At 73.7% G+C, this 19,192-nt stretch carries 13 protein-coding genes and 1 pseudogene; 7 read left to right on the top strand and 7 right to left on the bottom strand.

The window, feature by feature from the left end:
• Positions 1-176 precede the first annotated feature (176 nt).
• The gene (locus ACZ7MY_RS17840) at positions 177-1,160 is read left to right on the top strand and encodes a phosphotransferase (protein WP_499602836.1); all 984 of its coding nucleotides are present in this window, start codon (positions 177-179) and stop codon (positions 1,158-1,160) included.
• Positions 1,161-1,300: 140 nt separating this feature from the next.
• Here the strand turns inward: ACZ7MY_RS17840 and ACZ7MY_RS17835 are convergent, their stop codons facing one another.
• Complete coding sequence (locus ACZ7MY_RS17835) at positions 1,301-1,651, bottom strand: effector-associated constant component EACC1 (protein ID WP_499602835.1); 351 nt, start codon at positions 1,649-1,651, stop codon at positions 1,301-1,303.
• Positions 1,652-1,818: 167 nt separating this feature from the next.
• On the opposite strand from ACZ7MY_RS17835, the gene ACZ7MY_RS17830 reads away from it, so the two are divergent.
• Positions 1,819-2,577, top strand: coding sequence for an IclR family transcriptional regulator (locus tag ACZ7MY_RS17830; RefSeq protein WP_499602834.1), 759 nt, complete (start codon positions 1,819-1,821; stop codon positions 2,575-2,577).
• A gap of 97 nt (positions 2,578-2,674) precedes the next feature.
• The gene (locus ACZ7MY_RS17825) at positions 2,675-3,823 is read left to right on the top strand and encodes a PP2C family protein-serine/threonine phosphatase (RefSeq protein ID WP_499602833.1); all 1,149 of its coding nucleotides are present in this window, start codon (positions 2,675-2,677) and stop codon (positions 3,821-3,823) included.
• Positions 3,824-3,890: 67 nt separating this feature from the next.
• Here the strand turns inward: ACZ7MY_RS17825 and ACZ7MY_RS17820 are convergent, their stop codons facing one another.
• Complete coding sequence (locus ACZ7MY_RS17820; RefSeq protein WP_499602832.1) at positions 3,891-6,332, bottom strand: SpoIIE family protein phosphatase; 2,442 nt, start codon at positions 6,330-6,332, stop codon at positions 3,891-3,893.
• Between the two features lie 225 nt (positions 6,333-6,557).
• On the opposite strand from ACZ7MY_RS17820, the gene ACZ7MY_RS17815 reads away from it, so the two are divergent.
• Positions 6,558-7,148 (top strand): TIGR03086 family metal-binding protein, encoded by a 591-nt coding sequence (locus ACZ7MY_RS17815; RefSeq protein WP_499602831.1) that lies wholly within the window; start codon positions 6,558-6,560, stop codon positions 7,146-7,148.
• Here ACZ7MY_RS17815 and ACZ7MY_RS17810 read toward each other — a convergent pair.
• Positions 7,111-7,974 (bottom strand): class I SAM-dependent methyltransferase, encoded by an 864-nt coding sequence (locus tag ACZ7MY_RS17810; protein ID WP_499602830.1) that lies wholly within the window; start codon positions 7,972-7,974, stop codon positions 7,111-7,113. The two genes, ACZ7MY_RS17815 and ACZ7MY_RS17810, sit on opposite strands and share 38 nt — an antisense overlap.
• Before the next feature lie 328 nt (positions 7,975-8,302).
• On the opposite strand from ACZ7MY_RS17810, the gene ACZ7MY_RS17805 reads away from it, so the two are divergent.
• Positions 8,303-8,749 carry a lamin tail domain-containing protein gene (locus ACZ7MY_RS17805; protein ID WP_499602829.1) on the top strand — a complete coding sequence of 149 codons (447 nt, stop codon included), beginning with the start codon at positions 8,303-8,305 and terminating at the stop codon, positions 8,747-8,749.
• A 529-nt stretch (positions 8,750-9,278) separates the two neighbouring features.
• Here the strand turns inward: ACZ7MY_RS17805 and ACZ7MY_RS17800 are convergent.
• The gene (locus ACZ7MY_RS17800; RefSeq protein WP_499602827.1) at positions 9,279-13,571 is read right to left on the bottom strand and encodes a discoidin domain-containing protein; all 4,293 of its coding nucleotides are present in this window, start codon (positions 13,569-13,571) and stop codon (positions 9,279-9,281) included.
• Between the two features lie 242 nt (positions 13,572-13,813).
• Positions 13,814-14,872 (bottom strand): AI-2E family transporter, encoded by a 1,059-nt coding sequence (locus tag ACZ7MY_RS17795; RefSeq protein ID WP_499603283.1) that lies wholly within the window; start codon positions 14,870-14,872, stop codon positions 13,814-13,816.
• Between the two features lie 255 nt (positions 14,873-15,127).
• Here ACZ7MY_RS17795 and nagB point away from each other — a divergent pair, with 255 nt between their 5' ends.
• Entirely contained in the window at positions 15,128-15,910 is a 783-nt protein-coding gene (nagB, locus tag ACZ7MY_RS17790; protein ID WP_499602826.1) for a glucosamine-6-phosphate deaminase, read from the top strand.
• A 10-nt stretch (positions 15,911-15,920) separates the two neighbouring features.
• Here nagB and ACZ7MY_RS17785 read toward each other — a convergent pair.
• Positions 15,921-17,078 (bottom strand): annotated as a pseudogene (locus tag ACZ7MY_RS17785) (TDT family transporter).
• A 71-nt stretch (positions 17,079-17,149) separates the two neighbouring features.
• On the opposite strand from ACZ7MY_RS17785, the gene ACZ7MY_RS17780 reads away from it, so the two are divergent.
• Positions 17,150-18,178, top strand: a complete 1,029-nt coding sequence (locus ACZ7MY_RS17780; protein ID WP_499602825.1) for a LysR family transcriptional regulator — start codon at positions 17,150-17,152, stop codon at positions 18,176-18,178.
• On the opposite strand, the gene ACZ7MY_RS17775 is transcribed toward ACZ7MY_RS17780, so the two are convergent.
• On the bottom strand, positions 18,060-19,124 hold the full coding sequence (locus ACZ7MY_RS17775; RefSeq protein WP_499602824.1) for an NAD(+)/NADH kinase: 1,065 nt from the start codon (positions 19,122-19,124) through the stop codon (positions 18,060-18,062). The two genes, ACZ7MY_RS17780 and ACZ7MY_RS17775, sit on opposite strands and share 119 nt — an antisense overlap.
• Positions 19,125-19,192 lie beyond the last annotated feature (68 nt).

Genomic DNA, 19,192 nt, shown 5'->3' with positions numbered 1-19,192 from the left:
GGGACGGATGATCAGCACTCTATGCCGCACGCGCTTTTCCCCCCGCCCCCGCCCCGCCCTGGCGGACGGCCGGCACCGTACCCCTCCGGGGCGGGCCCGCCGCGCCGGTTGCCCGCGCCCCGGAGTTCCCGTGGAATCCGGGGCGGGAGCCCCGCGGCAGCGCTTAGGGTCGTCACATGAGGGAGCGGCCCGAGGGGATCGGCGAGGCGGAACTGGGTGACGCGCTGCGCGCGTGGGGGATCGACGTGGCGTCGTGGACGCACGAACCCGTCGGCTTCGGCGACCACCACTGGACGGCGGCCGACGTGCACGGCGGCCGGTGGTTCGTCACCGTGGCCGACCTGGTGCACAAGGGTCACTGCGGCGCGGACGCCGACGCGGCCTTCGCGGGGTTGAGCCGGGCCATGGACACCGCCCTCGCCCTGCGGGCACACCCGGGACGGGACTTCGTGGTCGCCCCGCTGCCCGCCGCCGGGGGCGGCACGGTGCTCCGGGCCGGCGCGCGGTACGGGGTGAGCGTCTTCCCCCACGCGGACGGCGTCGCCGGGCAGTTCGGCGACCGCCTCGACGCACGCGAACGCGGCGCCCTGCTGGACACCCTCGCCGTTCTCCACCGGACGCCGCCTCCGGCCCGCATACCGCGCCCGCGGCTCGCCCTCCCCGGGCGCGCCGCGCTGGAGTCGGTCCTCGCCGGGCTGGACGACACGTGGCACGGCGGCCCGTACGCCGAGCGGGCCAGGGACCTGACGAGGGAGCACGAAGGGGTGCTCCGGCGCCGGCTGGCGGAGTTCGACCGGCGTGCCGCCGCCCTCGAACGCGACGGAGCGGAACGCGTCGTCACCCACGGCGAGCCGCACCCGGGCAACCTGTTGCGCCAGGGCGCGGGGTACGCGCTCGTCGACTGGGACACCGTGGGCCTCGCCCCGCCCGAGCGCGACCTGTGGCTGGTCGCCGCCGGGCCCGGGGACCTCGACCGCTACCAGGACGCGACCGGCCACCGCCCGGACCGGGAGGCCATCGCCCTCTACGCCCTGCGCTGGCAACTGGACGACGTCGCCGCCTTCCTCGGCGACTTCCGCTCCCCGCACGCGGCCACGCCCGACTCCGACCTCGCCTGGCGGTCCCTGGCCGGCACGGTGTTCGCCCTGGCGCAGGCGTAGTCGCGGGCACCGGCACAGGCAGGCCCGCCGGACCACCGCCCTTGCCGATGACCCTGCGGATCGATGCGTTCACGGGCGGCTTGCGGGTGCCGTCGCCCAGGGCCGGGCTCTTCCGCAACCTGGCGGTGAACCGGCGGGCGTCACCGGTCGGTGGGGCGCAGCGACTCCAGGACGCGGGTGGCGGTCTCGACGTCCTGCCCGGACAGGGTGACCGCGACGCCGTCGTGCTCGAAGGTCAGCTCCGGCGCCGAGGCGCGCGCGGCGTGCCAGGCGAGCCATGCCAGGGCGAGATTGGCCAGCCGGAAGCCGCTGTCGAGGGCGATCCGCACACCGTCCAGGGTGCCGCCGCCCACGCGGCCGGGCGCCGGGCCGCGCCCGTCGAGGATGACCTTGGCGTTGCGCCGCACATAGGAGTCGTTGAGCAGCCAGGTGTGGAACGAGCGCAGCTCGTCCTCGGCGTCCCGCGCCTGTGTCGTGACGATGAGGTCCATCGGCACCGTTCCCCCCGGGGTTGAGCACCGTCGTGCCGTCACTGTGGCACAGCGGCGCGCGCCGACGCAGGCGTCCGCGCGAAGCCGCACGGGACGCACCGCACGGTGTCCTCGGCCGTTCCCGGCCGTCGCTTGCCGCGGCAGGACACGGGGCGCAGGCTGGAGTCATGGCTGCTCAGGGCGGGCCGACGCTCATCACGTCCGTCCAGCGGGCCTTCCGCCTGCTGGAGGCGGTGGGTGCACACGAGTGCGGCGCGCCGGCGAAACAGCTGGCGCGCGAGACCGAACTGCCGCTCGCCACCGCCTACCACCTGCTGCGGACCCTGACCCACGACGGCTACGTGCGCAAACTCGACGACGGCGGCTTCGCCCTCGGCGAGAAGCTGGACGCCCTGCACGCCGCGAGCCGGCCCCAGATGCCGCTCAGCCGCGTCCGGCCGGCGCTGGCCGCGCTGCGCGACGAGCTGTCGGCCGCCGCCTACCTCACGTTCTACGAGGACGGCGAGATCCGGGTGGCGGACATCGTCGACGGCCCCCGGACCCCGCGTGTCGACCTGTGGGTGGGCTTCGAGGAGGCGGGGCACGCCACCGCGCTCGGCAAGTGCGTGCTGCGCGAGCTGGACGAGGAGGCCCGCAACGACTACCTCTCCCGGCACCCGCTGGCCGATCTCACCCCGCGCACGATCACCCGCCGCGCCGAGCTGCTGCGGCGCCTGGAGGACGTCCCGGCCCCGCCCGCCGTCATGGACCTGGAGGAGTACGCCCTCGGCACGGTCTGCATCGCGGTGCCCGTCTACTGCGGCGCCACCCTGGGCTCCCTCGGTGTGTCGCTGCGCGCGGACCGCGTCGCCGCCCTCGACGCGGTACGCGGCAGGCTGCTCCCCACGGCGAGCCGTGTGACACGGGGGCTGTCGCTCACTATCTGAAATCCCCACCCTTGTGGCCTGGGTCATACACCCATTAACTGGTTGAAACGGACAGCGGCGGTGTGACGCCTCGCACAGGCAGGGATTGCGGACGAACATGAGTCAAGCCCCGGACCAGCCCCACGGCGGCCGGCCGACGTGGCACGTCGCCACGGGAGCGCCGTTTCTGATCATCTGCGCGGTGGCCCTCGTCGCCTTCGTCAGCGGCAGCGGCCCCGACTGGCTGCCGCTGCTCGCCGTCGGCCCGGCGCTCACTGCGGCCATCGGGGGCCCCTGGCGCGTGCTGCGCGTCGGCGTGCTCACCGTGGCGCTGGCCGCCGTCCTCGGCGCGTACAAGGGCATGCCGGGCGACAAGCTCGCCATCGTGCTGGGCGCGCTGACCGCCGTCACCCTGGCGAGCGGGCTGGGGGCCGCCGTCCGCAAGCGCCGTGAGCGCGTGCTCGCGGCTGTCCGCTCGGTGGCCGAGGCCGCCCAGCAGGCGCTGCTGCTGCCCGTGCCCGAGACCGTCGGCCCCTTCCAAGTGGCGGTCCGCTACAGCGCCGCCGCGGCGGAGGCCCGGATCGGCGGCGACCTGTACGCGCTGGTGCCCACGCCGTACGGGGTGCGCCTGATCGTGGGCGACGTCCGCGGCAAGGGACTGCCGGCGGTGAGCACCGCCGCGCTGGTGCTGGGCGTGTTCCGCGAGGCCGCCTACGACGAGCCCGACCTGCTGGACGTCGTCGACCGGATCGAACGCAGCCTGGCCCGCAACCTCGGCCCCGACGACTTCGTCACCGCCGTCGTCGTCGGGCATCCGGGCCCGGGCCGCATGGAGATCGTCAACTGCGGCCACGCCCACCCCCTCCTGCTGCGCGGGGGCGACGTCGTCGCCGTCGAGTCCTCCGGCCACGTCCCGCCGCTGGGGCTGCGCGCCCTCGCCGGGGAGGACCCGGTCCTCCAGGTGCTGCCCTTCTCCGAGGGCGACCAGCTGCTGCTGTACACCGACGGCGTCATCGAGGCCCGCGACCACGGCCGCCGCTTCTACCCCCTGGACGAGCGCGTCACCCGCCACCTGACCGACGACCCCGCACGGACCCTGGCCGCGCTCCACGGCGACCTGCTCGACCACGTCGGCGGCAGGCTGCACGACGACGCCGCGCTCCTCCTGCTGCGCAACACCTGCGGCGCCGACCCCGTCACCGAGGTGCCCGTCGCCGCGGTGCCCGGCGGCGCGTACGGGACCCGCGCGGCTGATCCGGCGGTCTGATCCGGCTGCCGGGGGAGGAGCCGTCGCCGGGAGGAGCTCGCCGCCCCGGGCCTGGCCGGCGCCGGCCTCAGGCGTCCTCCGCGGCCCCGTCCGGCGTGGGCAGCGGCTGCTCGGCCCAGAGGGTCTTGCCGCGGGCGTGGTAGCGCGTCCCCCAGAGCGACGCGACCTGCGAGACCAGGTAGAGCCCGCGGCCGCCCTCGTCCGTCTCCAGGGCACGCCGGACGTGCGGGGAGGTGCTGCTGCCGTCGCCGACCTCGCAGATCAGCCGGCGGTCGCGGATCAGCCGCAGCCGCACCGGCGGTGAGCCGTAGCGGATCGCGTTCGTGACCAGCTCGCTGACCAGCAGCTCGGTGGTGAACTCCAGCTCCTCCAGGTGCCACTCGGCCAGCTTCCCGGTCACCAGCCCCCGCGCCCGCCCGACCGACTCCGGCGCGTCCCTCAGGTCCCAGGTGGCGTGCCGGTCCGGCGGCAGCCGGTGCAGCCGTGCCACCAGGAGTGACACGTCCTGCCCGCAGCGCCCGCCGGGCACGAGCCGGCGCAGTGCCTCGTCCGCGACCTCACCCGGCCCCTTCCTGGCGGAGGCCCCGGCCCCGGCCAGCGCCCGGCCCAGCCGGAGCGCCGTCCCGTCCCCCGTCTCCGGGGCGAGCAGCCCCTCGGTGTAGAGGGCGAGCAGGTCGCCGTCGGCGTGGGCCACCTCCACGCACTCGAACGGCACCCCGCCGGTGCCCAGCCCGGGCGTCGCGGGGGTCCCGGGCACCGACACCTGGCCGTCGGGGCTCACCCGCGCCGGCATAGCGTGCCCCGCGCTGGCGACGAGGGAGCGCATGGTGATCGGGTCGAAGATCGAGTAGAGGCAGGTCGGGGCGCCGGCTCCGGGTGGCGTCGGCCAGCCCTGCTCGTCGCGCAGGCGCTTGACCTGGTCGCTCAGGTGCGTGAGCAGTTCCTCCGGCGCCATGTCCAGGTCCGCCAGCGTCCGCACCGCCGTCCGCAGCCGGCCCATGGACACCGCCGAGTGCAGCCCGTGCCCGCCCGCCTCGCCGATGACCAGGGCGGTCCGCGCGCCGGACAGCGGGATGACGTCGAACCAGGTGCCGCCCAGCCCGGGGTGGCCGTCCCGCGACAGGTGGCGTGAGGCCGCGTCGACGGTGGCCAGCGTGGGAAGCCGCTGCGGCAGCAGGTTGCGTTGCAGGGCCAGGGCCGTGGCGCGTTCCCGGGTGTAGCGGCTGGCGTTGTCGATGCAGACCGCGGCGCGCGCGACGAACTCCCGGGCGAGCAGGACGTCGTCCGCCTCGAAGGCATGGGCCCGGGTGAACCGTACGAACAGGGCCACGCCCAGCGCCGCCCCGCGGGCGAACATCGGCACCAGCAGCCAGGACCGCACGGCGAAGCCGCGGACCATCTCCGCGCGGGCGGGATCGGCGGCCTCCAGCTCGACCAGCAGCTCCTCGCCCGTCAGCAGGACCGGCTTGCCGTTGGCCAGGGCCCTGGCGGCAGGGGTGCCGGGCAGGGACGCGAAGTGGTCCACCTCGCCCGGCGAGACCACCGTCTGCGCCGGGCCGTCGGGGACCATCGTCGCCGCCGCGCGGCGCAGGGGCACCGCCTCGGCGACCGGTCCGGGCAGCGGCTCCTCACCGCCCATCACCGGGTCCAGCAGGTTGACGTAGCTGAAGTCCGCGAAGCGCGGCACCGCCACGTCCGTCAGCTCCTGGGCGGTGTGCAGTACGTCCAGAGTGCTGCCGATCCGCGCGCTCGCCTCGTTGACCAGGTCGAGCCGCTCCCGGGCGCGGGCCTCCGTGGTCAGGTCGAAGACCATGTGCGCCAGGGCCACGACGTCGCCGTCGGCGCCGCGCAGCGGCAGGATCGTCTCCGACCAGACCGTGTCCCGGTCCGGGTCGCGGGGGTCGCGGCCGCGCACCTCGCTGCCGATCATCGCCCGGCCCGAGGTGAGCACCAGCCGCTGGCGCGCCTCGAAGGCGTCCGTGTCGAGCAGCCCGGGCGGGGCCACCTCGCGCATGGTGAACCCGACGAAGTCGTCGGCGAAGCCCGTGGCACGGATCTGGGAGTCGTTGCGGGCCAGGAAGCGCAGGTCCGTGTCGAAGACGTCGATGATGAACGGCGACTCGGTGAACAGCCCGCGCAGCAGCGCGCCGAGCAGGTCGTCGTGGCGCACCGCGTCGGCGTTCTCCGCCTGCAGCAGCCACAGGTCGCGCGCGAGGGGGTGCCCCCACAGCAGCACCCCGACGGGTGCGCCCTCCCGGTGCCGCAGCAGCAGGGGGCCCAGGAAGACCGAGTGCTCGGGGCACACGATGCCGGCGAGGCGGGCGCCGTCGGAGCGGGACCACAGCAGCCGGGACACCGGACCGAGGGCCTGCTCGGCCGCCCAGCCGAGCAGCCGTTCCGCGCCGGGGGTCCAGTTCGTCACGGTGCCCCGGGCGTCCACGACGGCGAAGGCGTCGCCTCTGGACCGGGGGAAACCGTCAGGGGCGTCGGCGAACAGCGTGCCGCGCATGTCCACCCGTCACGCCCACCCGGCCCTGGCACACCCAAGGATTCCCACAGACCAATACTGCCCGCCGTCAAGATCTGAGGCACGCGGTGCGTGCCCCACCGCTGTGACCTGCGGAGACGCGCCGTGACAGGGGCGTTGCGGCGGCACACCGATGAGTTCGCGGCGCCGCACCGGTCCCCATCGTGACGGCCACCGACCCGGACGACCACCGACCCAGGGGACCCCATGACACGTCATCCCGACCTCCGCCCGGCCGCCCGGGACGTGAGCGCCCTGCTGGAGCAGATCGCCGACAAGCAACTCGACGCCCCCACGCCCTGTCCCGACTACACCGTGGCGCACCTCATCGGGCACGTCGCCGGGCTCTGCGCGGCCTTCCGGAACGCCGCCCGCAAGGACTTCGGCCCGGCAACGGACACCGACCCCGGCTCCTCCGTCCCCGGGCTCCCGGACGCCTGGCGCGGGCTGCTGCCCGTCCTGCTGACGGAGGTGTCCGCAGCCTGGGACGCCCCCGGGGCGTGGGAGGGCGAGACCCGCGCCGGCGGGATCACCCTGCCCGCGCAGGCCGCGGGCCGGTTCGCCCTGAACGAGCTGCTGGTGCACGGCTGGGACCTGGCCCGGGCGACCGGGCTGGAGTACCGCCCCGACGGGGCGTCCGTGGAGGTCGTGCTCGGGCTGCTCACCTCGTTCGGGGCGGCGTCCGGCGACGGCTCGGGGCCCTTCGGCCGGCCCGTGCCCGTCCCGGACTCCGCGCCGCCGCTGGACCGGCTGCTCGGCCTCACCGGCCGGGATCCGGGCTGGACGCCGCAGGGCTGAGCGGCCGGCGGCCCCAGGCGGAGACCATCGGCGCCGTGGCCAGGTCGAGCGTGCCGGTCGCGACGTTCGCCAGATGGCGGTCCACCTCCTCGTCGGTGGCCAGACCGGCCGCCACGAGGCGGTCCCTGATGTGCCGCACGGTGGCCGCCTCCAGGACGGCGCAGGCCGGTGACGTGATCGGGAAGTAGGCGTCGGCCCCCACGTCCTCCAGCCCGGCCTCCCGCAGCAGGCGCGGCAGCGTCCGCCCGTAGGCCAGGTCCGCGCCCCGCTCGGCCATCAGCGCGCGGAAGCCGGAGCGCAGGCGGTTGGCGAGCCGCTGCTCCGGTCCGGACTCGTCCGGGCAGAGCAGCGGCTGCAGCCCGGGGTCCGCGTCCTCCAGCAGCAGCACCCCGCCGGGGCGGAGTGCGCCGACCATGCGGCGCAGCGCCTCCGCCCGGTCGGTGACGTGCACCAGCACCAGCCGGGCGTGGACGAGGTCGAAGCCGCCCGGTGGCGGCGGGTCGGCGGCGACGTCGTGCCGCAGCACCTCGACCACGCCGCCCGCGGCGCCGCGGGCCCACGACACGTCGATGTCGGTGGCGACCACCGCACCGCCGGGGCCGACGCGGGCGGCCAGCCCGAGCGGCACGGAGGCGCCCCCGGCCCCCACCTCCCAGCAGCGCATCCCCGCGCCGACGCCCAGCGCGTCGACGTGCCGGAACGTTACCGGGTCGAACAGCTCGGCGAAGGCCGCGAAGCGCGTCCCGGCCTCGGCCCGGCGGTTGTCCAGCAGATAGCCGTGGTCCTGTCCGGGGGCGTGCCCGTGGCCCGCGCCGCGTGTCGTCATGGCGCGATTCTCCGTTACCGGGGCCCTTCTCCGGCCGCCGGGGGGCGCCCGGCGATCAGGGCACTCGTGTGGGTGACAGCGAGAAGCCCGGACGGCCGTGCCCGGCGGATGGGTGCATCACGCAGTCAGTCGACATGTCGCCCGGGACTGACAGATGTCGCTTACAGCTAACAGTTACGGATATGTCCGCATTCTGTAACGCGAAGCGATTGTTCCGGTTGTGTGCGTCGCCGGTGGGCCAGAGTTGGGTCATCGGCAACCGCCGAAGCATCCGCACCGCGGGAACGGCCCGGAAGGGCCGGGAACGCACCTTTGTTGAGGGGGCATCATGTCTGCTCGTATCACCCGCCGCGTCATCGCCACCGTCCTCGCCTCCGGAGCGGTCGTGGCCGCCGCCTCCCTGCCGGCCACCGCGGCCGACCACCGCGACCACGGCCGGTCCCGGGTGGTCATCGGCGACGTCAACACCCGCGACGGCCACGGCCGGTTCGGCCGCGGCGGTGACGAATGGATCGAAGTGGTGAACACCGGCCGCGGTACGGTCAACCTGCGTGGCTGGACCCTGTCGGACCGCGAGGGCAACCGCTACCGTTTCAACAACGTGCGGCTCGTCGGCCACTCCAAGGTGCGCGTGCACACCGGCTTCGGCCGCGACGGCCGGCGCGACGTCTTCCAGGACCGCCGCAACTCCGTCTGGGACCGCCGCGACGCCGCGACCCTGCGCAACGACCACCGCCAGGTCGTCGACGTGAAGTCCTGGGGCGGCCGCCGCTGACCGGCAACCGATCCGGGCCGTGCCGCCGCATCCCCGTGGCCGGCACGGCCCACCCCGTCCCCCTCGACGGCGTGCCGCGGCGAAATCCCGCTGCGGCACGCCGTCGTGCTGCGCGAGCATGGGGGCATGGACCGAAAACCTGACGCATCTGACGCATGGGTGACCCTCCTGGGCTGCGAGAACCTGCCGGGCCGTCCCGGGCCCGTCGAGCTGACGGCCCTTTGACTGCGGGACCGCGGCATCGACTGGTGGCCGTTCGCCGGCCACGAGGTGATGATCGACCTCATGTGCGGGATCGGGGCGGACGGGCACTGGCACGGAACCCACGAAGTACGGGTCGACGCGGCCGCCCTGCGCCGGCTCGGACTCCACCCGGACCAGCCGACGTCCGCCCCCGCCGATCCGCCGATCCCGGCCTGGTGGGGTTCGTGGGCGACACGCCGCGCACGCCGCGGATGACGGAGACGACGGAGCGCCGTGGTCCCGGCCGGACGACCGGCCGGGACCACGGCGCTCGCGCGTCCGGCCGCTACGGGTTGGTGTTGATGGTGAAGGTGGACGTGGTGTTCTTGATGTTCAGGTAGTTGTCGTTCATCGTCAGGTTGTTGAAGGTGACGGAGCCGACCGCCGGACCCTGCCCGGCCTCCGGCATCTCGTTGGCCCACAGGCCGAAGCCCGACTTGGCGTCGTAGGCGTCACCGCTGCGGTGGGCGCCGGTGATGGACACGTTGGTGAGGACCGTGTCCTTGATCGGGTTCTGCGGCTGGCCCCCCACGTAGTTGGTCTGGAACATGATCCCGCTGTAGGTCGGGTCCACGATGTCCACGTCGCTGACGCGGATGCCCTGGAAGACCTTCGAGGCGGAGAAGAGCCAGATGCCCGGGAAGGTCTGGCTGCCCCAGAAGTGCCCGCCGCAGCGGACGATGGAGATGTTCTGGAGGTTGGTCGGGTCGGTCCCGAAGCCGTTCATCGGGTAGCCGAAGTCCAGGGAGCTGATCGTGACGCCCGAGTAGACCAGCGTGTCCGCGACGAGGATGTTGCGGAAGGTGTTGGCGTAGCCGCCGTAGACGGCGATGCCCGCGGCGCGCCAGGTCAGCAGGGACGTCAGGTTCTCGTAGAGGTTGTTCTTCTCGTCCGCCCCGCCGGCGTCGATCGCCGAGAAGAGGGCGAAGCTGTCGTCACCCGTGGCACGGGCCTCGATGTTGTCGAGGTGGTTGTCCGTGCTGCCGTTGGTCATGTTGACGCCGTCGGCGAAGGTGTCGCGGATCCGGGAGTTCGTGATGGTGACGTTGTCGGTGTTGGCGCCCCAGTAGAGGCAGACCGTGTGCTCGTTCCAGACGTTGTCGATCGTCATGTTCGCGACGTTCGCGAAGTCGAAGACCTTGCCGGGGCCGTCGATGCGCGAGGTGTAGTTGCCGAAGAAGGAGAAGCCCGAGAAGGACGAGCCGTTGGCGGTGGAGTCGGCGCGGAAGCCCGCGTCGGTGTTGGACTGGCCGGACGGGGTGTGGAAGCGGGTGTACCAGGGGCCGGCGCCGATGATCTTGACGGTCTTGCCGTAGACCTGGAACTTGCTGCCCGTCTCGTAGTCGCCCGGCGGCAGGTAGACGCCCTTGAGGGTGCCCGTGGTGTCCATCCGGGCCTTGTCCAGGGCGTTCTGCACGTCCTGGTGGGTGAACCCGGTCGGCGCGGTGTAGGCCGCGGGGTCGGGGTTGGCGATGGGCGAGACCTGTTCGGTGTTGACGAAGTCGATCGCGTACTGGCTGCCGTTGGCGGCGTCCTTCTGCAGCTTGATCTTCGCCCCGGCCGGCACGGTCGTGCCGAGCATCATGTTGGCCTCGTCGTAGATGTGGCGGGGGCTGCCGTCACCCGGGTTGTTGCCGGGGGCGGTCTCGCTGCCGTACAGCCACGCGTACTTGGAGGTGAGGTCGATGGCCTTGAGGAACGCGCCGTTTACGTAGACGTTCAGGGTGGAGTTGATCCCGCCGCCGCCCGCGGCGTCGGGGATCGAGTAGCGCACGACCAGGGTGTTGGTGCTGGCCTTGGTCGTGAACTCCACCGAACTGCCGGTGCTGTTCAGCGTGACGGCCTTGCGGCCGGACGCCTCGCCCGCGAGGTCGCCGACGGTCCGGTTGGGACCGGTCACGGCGGCGCCCCCGCCGAGGACCCCGTCCTCCGCCTCGTACATGTCGTACGGCATGTTGGCGCCGCGCCCCACGAACAGGGACTTGGTGCTGGTGTTGTTCTGCTGCTTGACGGCCAGTTCGTTCGCGTCGGGTGCGATGACGGTCTTGACCGTGTACTTGCCGTTGGCGGCCGTCCAGGTGCCCAGGGAGACCGGGCTCGTGGTGCCGCCCGCGGCGATGGCGCCGCTGTAGGAGCCGGTCAGCGTCTTGACGACGGAGCCGGAGGCGGTGTCGGTGACGGTCAGGGTGATGCCGTGGGAGCCGCCCGCGGACGCGACGGTGCCCTGGTTCTTGATCGCTACGGAGAAGGTGACGGTGTTGCCCTTGGCCGGGTTGCCGGGGGACCAGCCGGTGGGTGAGGCGATCAGGTCGGAGCTGTCGACCGGCCTGACGACCAGCGGGGCCGGGCTGCTGTAGGCGTTGTTGGTGTCGTTCTGCTCGATCACGTCCCCGGCCTCGTCGACCGCGGCGCCAAGCGGGTAGCTGCCGGCGTCCCGTACGCCGATGTTCGCCGTCACCGTGGTCGAGGCGCCGGCCGCCAGCGCGCCGACGGAGGCGGTGCCGACCTTGGTGGTGCCCAGGTAGAAGGCGACGTTCGTGGCACCCGAGGCCAGTTCACCGATGTTGTGCACGGTCGCGGAGAGGCTGACCGCGTCGGTCTCGACGGGTGCGCTCGGGGACACGGACATGCCGCTGATCGTCAGGTCCGGGTTCGGCGCCGGGGTGCCGATCACCTGGAACTCCGCCAGCTGGCCCGCGGCGGCACCGCTGTTGGCGGTGAACTGCAGCCGTACGTCGGCGACCCGGGCGCTGACCGGGATGGTCACCGTGTTGCCCGAGGACGGGTTGAAGGTGTAGCCGGCCGCCGCCTTGAGGCTGGTGAAGCCGCTCGCGCCCTGCTCCCTGCCGAGCACCTGCACGGTCTGGGTGCGGGTGCCCCATGCGCCGTCGGGGTTGAGCTTGAGGACCACCGAGGTGACGTCGGCGTTCGCCCCGAGGGAGACGGTCAGCGTGTTCGGGTAGCTGCCGCCGGCGCCCTCCCAGTAGGTGGTGACGTTGTTGTCGTTGGCGTTGGCCGCGACGAAGTTCTGCGTGCTGGACGAGGCCGTGATCGGCTTGCCCACGGCCAGGTCGGAGCCGTTGCCGCCGGAGCCGTTGCGCGTGACCGTGGTGCTGGCGACGCTGCGGTTGCCCGCCGCGTCCTTGGCCTTCACGTAGTAGGAGACGGTCGCGGTGTCGGGCTGGTTGTCGGTGTACGTGAGCGTGCTGCCGGACACCGTGGCGCGCAGCACCTCGTTGGCGTAGACCTCGTAGCCGGTGACGCCGACGTTGTCGCTCGAGGCGGTCCAGGTCAGCTTGACCTGCCCGGAGCCGGGCTGGGTGAGGGCGAGGTCGCCGGGCCGGCTGGGTGCCTGCGTGTCGCCGCCGGAGCCGGTCCGGGTGACGGTGTTGCTGTTGCCGGAGACGTTGCCGGCCGCGTCCTTGGCGCGCACGAAGTAGCTGACCGTGGCGTTGTCGGGCTGGTTGTCGGTGAAGGTGAGCGTGCTGCCGGAGAGGCTGGTGCGCAGCTCGCCGTTGGCGTACACGTCGTAGCCGGTGACGCCGACGTTGTCGCCGGCGGCGTTCCAGCTCAGCCGGATCTGGCCGGAGCCGGGCTCGGTGTAGGCCAGGCCGGTGGGCGCGTTCGGCGCGGTGGTGTCACCGGAGGCGGGGCCGTACACCTCCAGCTCGGACAGCTGGGCGGCGGCCCATCCGGTGTTGCCGGTGACGTCGACCCGCAGGTAGCGGGTGGTCGTGCTGCTCAGGCTGATGGTGACGGTGTTGTTGTCGGCCGGCTTGAAGGAGTAGTCGCGGGACGCCACCAGGTCGCTGAAGGACGAGCCGTTGGTGCTGCCGCGCAGCGACAGCGTCTGCGTCCGCGCCTCCCACGTGGGCGGCAGTTTCAGCACCACCTTGGTGACGGCGACGGAGGACCCCAGGTCGGCCTGGATCCACTGGGGGAAGGCGTTGTTGTTGCTCTCCCAGTAGGTGGTCTGGTTGCCGTCGCCCGCGTTGGCGGCGATGTAGGGCGCGTTGCCGCTGCTCGCGGTGAGGGTGCGGCCCCGGGCGAGGTTGTCGGTGGAGGTGGCGGAGCCGTGCACCTCGAGCTCGGAGACCTGGGCGGCGGGCCAGCCGGTGTTGGCGGTGACGTTCAGCCGTACGAACCGGGTGGGCGTGGCCGCGAAGTCGATGGTCACCGTGTTGCCCGAGCCGGGGCCGAAGTTCCGCCCGGCCGAGCCGGAGAGCGTGGAGAAGGTGGTGCCGTCGGGGCTGCCCTGGACCGCGAAGGTCTCGGTCCTGGCCTCCCAGGAGGCGGGGAGCTTGACGACGACCTGGTCGACGCTGGTGCTGCTGCCCAGGTCGACCTGGACCCACTGCGGGAAGGAGCTGCCCGCGCTCTGCCAGTAGGTGTTCTGGTTGCCGTCGGTGATGTTGCCGACCCCGTACTCGGCGTGGGAACTGCTCGCGGTGGCCGGCGCCCCCGCGGCGAGGTCGGGGCCGCCGGCGGCCGCGGCGGGCAGGGCCGACAGGCCGAGCAGCACCATGCCCGCCGCGATCACCCCCGCCAGCAGCCGTCTGATGAACCGTTCCTTTGGCATGTCGTCCCTGTACCTCTCGTCAGAGTTGTTGGTGCCATGACATGTCGCATGCGATACGGCTGCCACGCGGAGAAAATTGCGTCGATTGCTTTGGTAATTGCGCGGCCCGAGCCGATAGTTGCAGAGGTGTTTCCGGGCGTCTATGCCCCCGACCGGGCTTTCGTCTCAGTCGACACGGGCTTGCGCTGGAGTGTCGTTCAGCCGACAGGCCGTTGCGGAAGCCCCGCAAGAACTTGCGCGTCCTACTCCGCGGTGCGCAGCGCCTGGTACATCGACCAGAGGACGGAGACGAGCGGCACCGCCACCACCGCGCCGATCACCCCGGCGGCGATGGCGCCGCCGATGACGGTGAGCGCGACCACCACGGGGTGCAGGCGCACCGCCCAGCTCATCACGAGCGGGTGCAGCACATGGCCCTCGATCTGGCCGATGACGACGATCAGGCAGACGACGATCGCCGCGATGAGGGGCCCCTTCGCCGCCAGCGCCACCACGGCGGCGACCGCCAGGGCGATGGGCGAGCCGATCAGCGGCACGAAGGCGGCGAAGAACTCCAGCAGCGCCAGCGGCAGCGCGAGCGGCACCCGCAGCAGGTACAGGGCGACCCCGACCAGGATCGCGTTGGTCGCCGCCACCAGCACGATCCCGTGCGTGTAGCCGGTGAACGTACGCCACGCCGCGCTGCCGGCCAGCGACACCCGGCCCCGCACGCTCCCCGGCAACTGCCCGCAGAACCAGGACCACTGACGGTCGCCGGAGTGGAGGAAGAACACCGAGCAGAACAGCGCCAGCGCGAAGACCGTCAGCACCTCGACCAGGCGCCCGGCGCCGCTGAGCGCGGTGCTGATCAGCGTCGCCCGGTGGCTGGAGAGCCACTGCCCGATCTTCGACTGCAGGTCGTTCAGCGCCTCGGGGTCGAGCCGGAACGGCGGGGCCTCCAGCCAGCGTTCGATCCGGGCCAGCCCCGCGCTGAACTCGCGCTGCAGCCCCGCGGTCTCGCCGGCGACCACCTCGCCGACCATGGCCAGGATGCCGAACACGACGAGGATGCTGCCGATCAGCGACACGGCGACGGCCAGCGAGCGCGGGATCGCCCGGGCGAGCAGATCGGCCACCGGCCGCAGCATGGCGGTGACGACCAGCCCGAGGAAGACGGCCACCGCGATCTCGTGGAAGCGTCCGAGGGTGGCGAAGACGGCGTAGACGACGGCCCCCACGACCAGCAGCCGCCAGGAGTAGGCGGCGGCCGTGTTCAGTGCGGGGAACACCCGGACGCCGGGCCGCCTGGCCGGCCCGCGCACCTCCCGGCGCCCCGCGCGGATCCGGATCCGCCGTCCTTGGGACACCGTCCCGCACCTCCCCGTCGTGCCCGGCCTTACGCCGCGCGCCCCGCGCGCCTGTCCCTGCTTGCTACCACCGGCGGCGTGCCCTCCAACGCGGCGTGCGCCGCATTCGCCCGAAGGCACCCCCGGGCCGGCGGTGGATCTGCGGGGGGCCCGGCTGCTAAATTGGTCTAAACCAGTTACGGTCTCCCTCACCAGATCGGCGGTCCCGAAGTGGAAGTCGTCATCGTTCCGGACGCCACCGCGGGCGGCGAACTCATCGCGGGCGCCCTCGCGGACCTGCTGCGCCGCAAGCCCGACGCGCTGCTCGGCGTCGCCACCGGATCGACCCCGCTCCCCGTCTACCGCGCGCTCGCCGGACTGGCCCGGCAGGGCGCCGCCGACGTCTCACGCGCCCGGATCTGCCAGCTGGACGAGTACGTCGGCCTGCCCGCCGGGCACCCCGAGTCCTACCGCTCCGTGGTGCTGCGCGAGGTCGTCGAGCCCCTCGGCCTCGCGCCGGAGTCGTTCATGGGACCCGACGGCACCGCGGAAGACGTCGTCGAGGCCTGCGCCGCGTACGAGCGGACCCTCGCGGGCGCCGGCGGCGTCGACCTGCAGCTGCTCGGCATCGGCACCGACGGCCACATCGGCTTCAACGAGCCGTGCTCCTCGCTGGCCTCCCGGACCCGGATCAAGACCCTCACCGAGCAGACCCGCAAGGACAACGCGCGCTTCTTCGACCACCCCGAGGAGGTGCCGCACCACGTCATCACCCAGGGCATCGGCACCATCCTGGAGGCCCGGCACCTCGTCCTGCTCGCCACGGGCGAGGCCAAGGCGGAGGCCGTCGCCCTCGCCGTCGAGGGCCCGCTGGCGGCGGTCGTCCCCGCCTCCGCGCTTCAGCTGCACCCGCACGCCACCGTCGTCGTCGACGAGGCCGCCGCGTCCAAGCTGAAGCTGGCCGACTACTTCCGGGCCACCTACGCCGCCAAGCCGGCCTGGCAGGGTCTGTGACCCCGGCGGTTCACGTGCCGGGCGCCGGGGCGGGCGGCGCGAACAGCGTGCCGCGCGCCCCGGCGTGCACGGTACGCGCCGCGACCAGCGCCCACGCCGCCACCAGGCCCGCGTAGAGGACCAGCGCCGCCCCCTGGAAGGCCGTCGAGTGCAGCCGCAGCGCCAGCGCGCTCGTCCCCGTCACGCACGTGCCCAGCGGGAAGGTGAAGCTCCACCAGGTCAGGGTGAACGGCAGGCCGCGCCGCGCGGTGCGCAGGGTGAGCGCCGCCGCCAGGGCCAGCCACATCATCGCGAAGCCCCAGACGGGCACGCCGTAGAGGTAGCCGAACACCTCGGCCCCGGTGGCGTACGGACGGGGCAGGGCGGCAGGCGCCACGCCCCCCAGGAGGTTGGCCGCCGTGACGGACTGGCCCAGCGGGCCGAGCACGATTCACAGGGTCGGCACCATGGCCGCCGGGCCCGTCTTGTGGCGCACCAGCCTGCCCCAGATCTGCGGGATGATCACCAGGCTCGCGAGCAGGCTCATCCCGAACATGGCGTAGCACGCCAGCAGCAGCGTCAGCCGCGCCTGCCCCGCCGGCAGGTGCGGGACGAGGGCGGCCCCGGTGGCCGCGGACACCATGGGCGGCACGACCGGCATCAGCCAGCCGCCGAACGCCGAGTCGTCGGCGACCCGGTGGTCGGTCATCGCCCGGTACGGGATCCACACCCAGGTCAGCAGGCCCAGCACCGTGCCCGCCGACCACAGCGCCCCGGCCACGGCCAGGGCCGCGTGCGGTCCGGTCCAGTCGGAGCCCAGCGCCAGGGTGCCCGCGCCGACGGTCAGCAGCGCCATCGCCGGGGCGCCCCAGAAGTGCGCCATCACCGGATGGCCGGCGTGCGCCAGCGCGCGGTCGCGGTGGCGGGTCCAGTGCACCGCCCAGGCCGCGGAGAGCACCACCAGCCAGCCGGCCGCCAGCGCCCACACGACCGTGGCGGCCGTCCGCAGCCCCGGTACGTGCGCGGGCAGCCCGGCCGCCGCCGTGGCGACGACGCCGGTGCCCATCACGGAGGCGTACCAGTTGGGGCCGAGGTCGCGGAAGAGCCGGGAGGGGCGGGCCGGCTCCCACTGCGGCCCGGTGCGCGGATGGGCGCCGGGCCGGGAGGGGACTGCGAGCTTCGAAGGCATGTCCTCAGCCTCGCCCCAGCGGGTGCGAGGCCGGTAGGGACCACTTCCGGATGGGCTCATAGACTGGGCTTATGCCCCTGCCCGAGCGTGTGAGCGACCTGGCGGCGTACGACCTGCTGCTGTCGGTCGCGAGCCTCGGCAGCGTCGGCGCCGCCGCACGCGCCCACGGGGTCAGCCAGCCCGCCGCGAGCTCCCGCCTCCGGCACCTCGAACGCCGGCTCGGCCTGGACCTGCTGGAACGGTCCCCGCGCGGCTCGCGGCTCACCGAGCACGGCGCCCTCGTCGCCGACTGGGCGCGCACCGCCGTCGACGCCGCCGCCTCGCTGGACGCGGGGATCACCTCGCTGCGCGGCACCACCGAGTGCCGGCTGCGGGTGGCGGCCAGCATGACCGTGGCCGAGTACCTCCTGCCGCAGTGGCTGCTGGCCCTGCGGGCCGGCGCCCCGCGCACCACGGTCGCGCTCACCGCGGGCAACTCCGAGGACGTCGCCGCCGCCGTCCTGGCCGGCGAGGCCCACCTCGGCTTCGTCGAGGGCCCCGACGTCCCGCGCGGGCTGGTCGCCCGGCCGGTCGCGCACGACGAGCTGACCGTGGTCGTCGCCCCCTCCCACCCCTGGGCACGCCGTCGTTCCGGCGTCGGCGCCGCGGAACTCGCCGCCACCCCCCTGGTCAGCCGCGAACGGGGCTCCGGCACCCGCCGCCACCTCGAGCACGCGCTGACCCGGGCGGCGGGGCTCACGCTCGCCGACCCGCTGCTCGAACTCCCCTCCACCACCGCCATCAAGACCGCCGTCGCCGACGGCCTCGCCCCGGCCGTCCTCAGCTCCCTCGCGCTCACCGCGGAACTCGCCGGCGGCAGCGTCGTCGCCGTCCCCGTGGCCGGACTCGACCTCACGCGGACGCTGCGCCTGGTGCGTGCCCACGGGCGGGAACTGACCGGGCCGGCCCGGGAACTGGCCGGGATCGCGCGGAAGGGCGCCGTCAGCGCCGGGCGGCCGGAGGCGGGAAGCGCAGGTTCCGCAGGTCGGGCGGGACGGGAGCGGACGGCCGGTACAGCGGAGGCACCTCCCCGTCCGCGGCCGCGGCCGGCGCGTCACTGAGCCGGAAGCGGTCGCGCACCCGCCCGTAGAAGTCGGTCGGCCCCAGCCGGACCAGCCGCAACCGGTGCCGCGCCTTGTACACCCCGACCCAGTCGCCGGGATCGAGGACGCCCCTCAACTGGCCGTCGATGCTGACCGCGACCCGGCCCGAACGCGTCAGCACACGCACCCCCACGACCTCGTCCGGGGCCGCCACCAGGGTGCGGTCGAAGGCCATGTGCGGCGCGACCGGCGTGAACACGATCGCGTCCATGTGCGGCGAGACCACCGGGCCCCCGGCGGCGAAGCTGTACGCGGTGGAACCCGTCGGCGTGGCCGCCACGACCGCGTCCGCGGAGTAGGACGCGAACAACCGGCCGGCCAGGTACACCGCGAGGCTGGCCTGCCGGTCCCGGGCGAGCTTCTCGAAGACCACGTCGTTGACGGCGTTGACGGCCATCGGCACGCCCCAGCCCACGTCGTCGGGGTCGCTGGAGCGCACCCGCGGCGGCGGCAGCGCGGGCCCGCGCCCGTACCTCAGCAACGACTCGATGCCCTCCGGGATCTCCAGCGGCCGCGACGCCCGCAGCGTGAGCGTCATGCGGTCCTCGACGGACGCCCGGCCCTCGTGCACGCAGTCCAGCGCGTGCTCCACGTCACCGGAGCACACCTCGGTCAGGAAGCCGACGCGCCCCAGGTCCACGCCCAGCACGGCCGCCCCGCACGCCGCGGCCACCCGGGCGCCGCGCAGGAAGGTCCCGTCGCCCCCCAGGGTCACGACCAGGTCCGGGTAACCGGCGGCGGCCGCCTCCTCCTCACCGCTGTGCCGGGGTTCGTCCCTGCGCCACACGTCGATCTCCACCGCGGGGACCCCGTGGCGCGCGGCCCAGTCGTGCACCGTCGCGGCGGCCTCGCTCGCGTCCTCGCGCGCCCCGTGCACGACCATCCCGATCCGGCCCACTGGCATCACGGCCTCCCCGGCGGCGTCCGTTCCGGCGTCATGACCCCATCGTCCGCCTCCCCGGTGCGCGCGTC

The organism is Streptomyces sp. NPDC111520, assembly GCF_055635295.1.
The sequence above is the reverse complement of the archived record's forward strand: the minus strand, read 5'-3'. Positions and strand labels throughout refer to the sequence as shown.

Coding starts and splice junctions, on each gene's coding strand:
- ACZ7MY_RS17820 (WP_499602832.1), bottom strand. CDS start 6,332: ATGCGCGGCACGCTGTTCGCCGACGCCCCTGACGGTTTCCCCCGGTCC.
- ACZ7MY_RS17830 (WP_499602834.1), top strand. CDS start 1,819: ATGGCTGCTCAGGGCGGGCCGACGCTCATCACGTCCGTCCAGCGGGCC.
- ACZ7MY_RS17815 (WP_499602831.1), top strand. CDS start 6,558: ATGACACGTCATCCCGACCTCCGCCCGGCCGCCCGGGACGTGAGCGCC.
- ACZ7MY_RS17780 (WP_499602825.1), top strand. CDS start 17,150: ATGCCCCTGCCCGAGCGTGTGAGCGACCTGGCGGCGTACGACCTGCTG.
- ACZ7MY_RS17840 (WP_499602836.1), top strand. CDS start 177: ATGAGGGAGCGGCCCGAGGGGATCGGCGAGGCGGAACTGGGTGACGCG.
- ACZ7MY_RS17805 (WP_499602829.1), top strand. CDS start 8,303: ATGTCTGCTCGTATCACCCGCCGCGTCATCGCCACCGTCCTCGCCTCC.
- ACZ7MY_RS17775 (WP_499602824.1), bottom strand. CDS start 19,124: ATGCCAGTGGGCCGGATCGGGATGGTCGTGCACGGGGCGCGCGAGGAC.
- ACZ7MY_RS17825 (WP_499602833.1), top strand. CDS start 2,675: ATGAGTCAAGCCCCGGACCAGCCCCACGGCGGCCGGCCGACGTGGCAC.
- ACZ7MY_RS17835 (WP_499602835.1), bottom strand. CDS start 1,651: ATGGACCTCATCGTCACGACACAGGCGCGGGACGCCGAGGACGAGCTG.
- ACZ7MY_RS17800 (WP_499602827.1), bottom strand. CDS start 13,571: ATGCCAAAGGAACGGTTCATCAGACGGCTGCTGGCGGGGGTGATCGCG.
- ACZ7MY_RS17810 (WP_499602830.1), bottom strand. CDS start 7,974: ATGACGACACGCGGCGCGGGCCACGGGCACGCCCCCGGACAGGACCAC.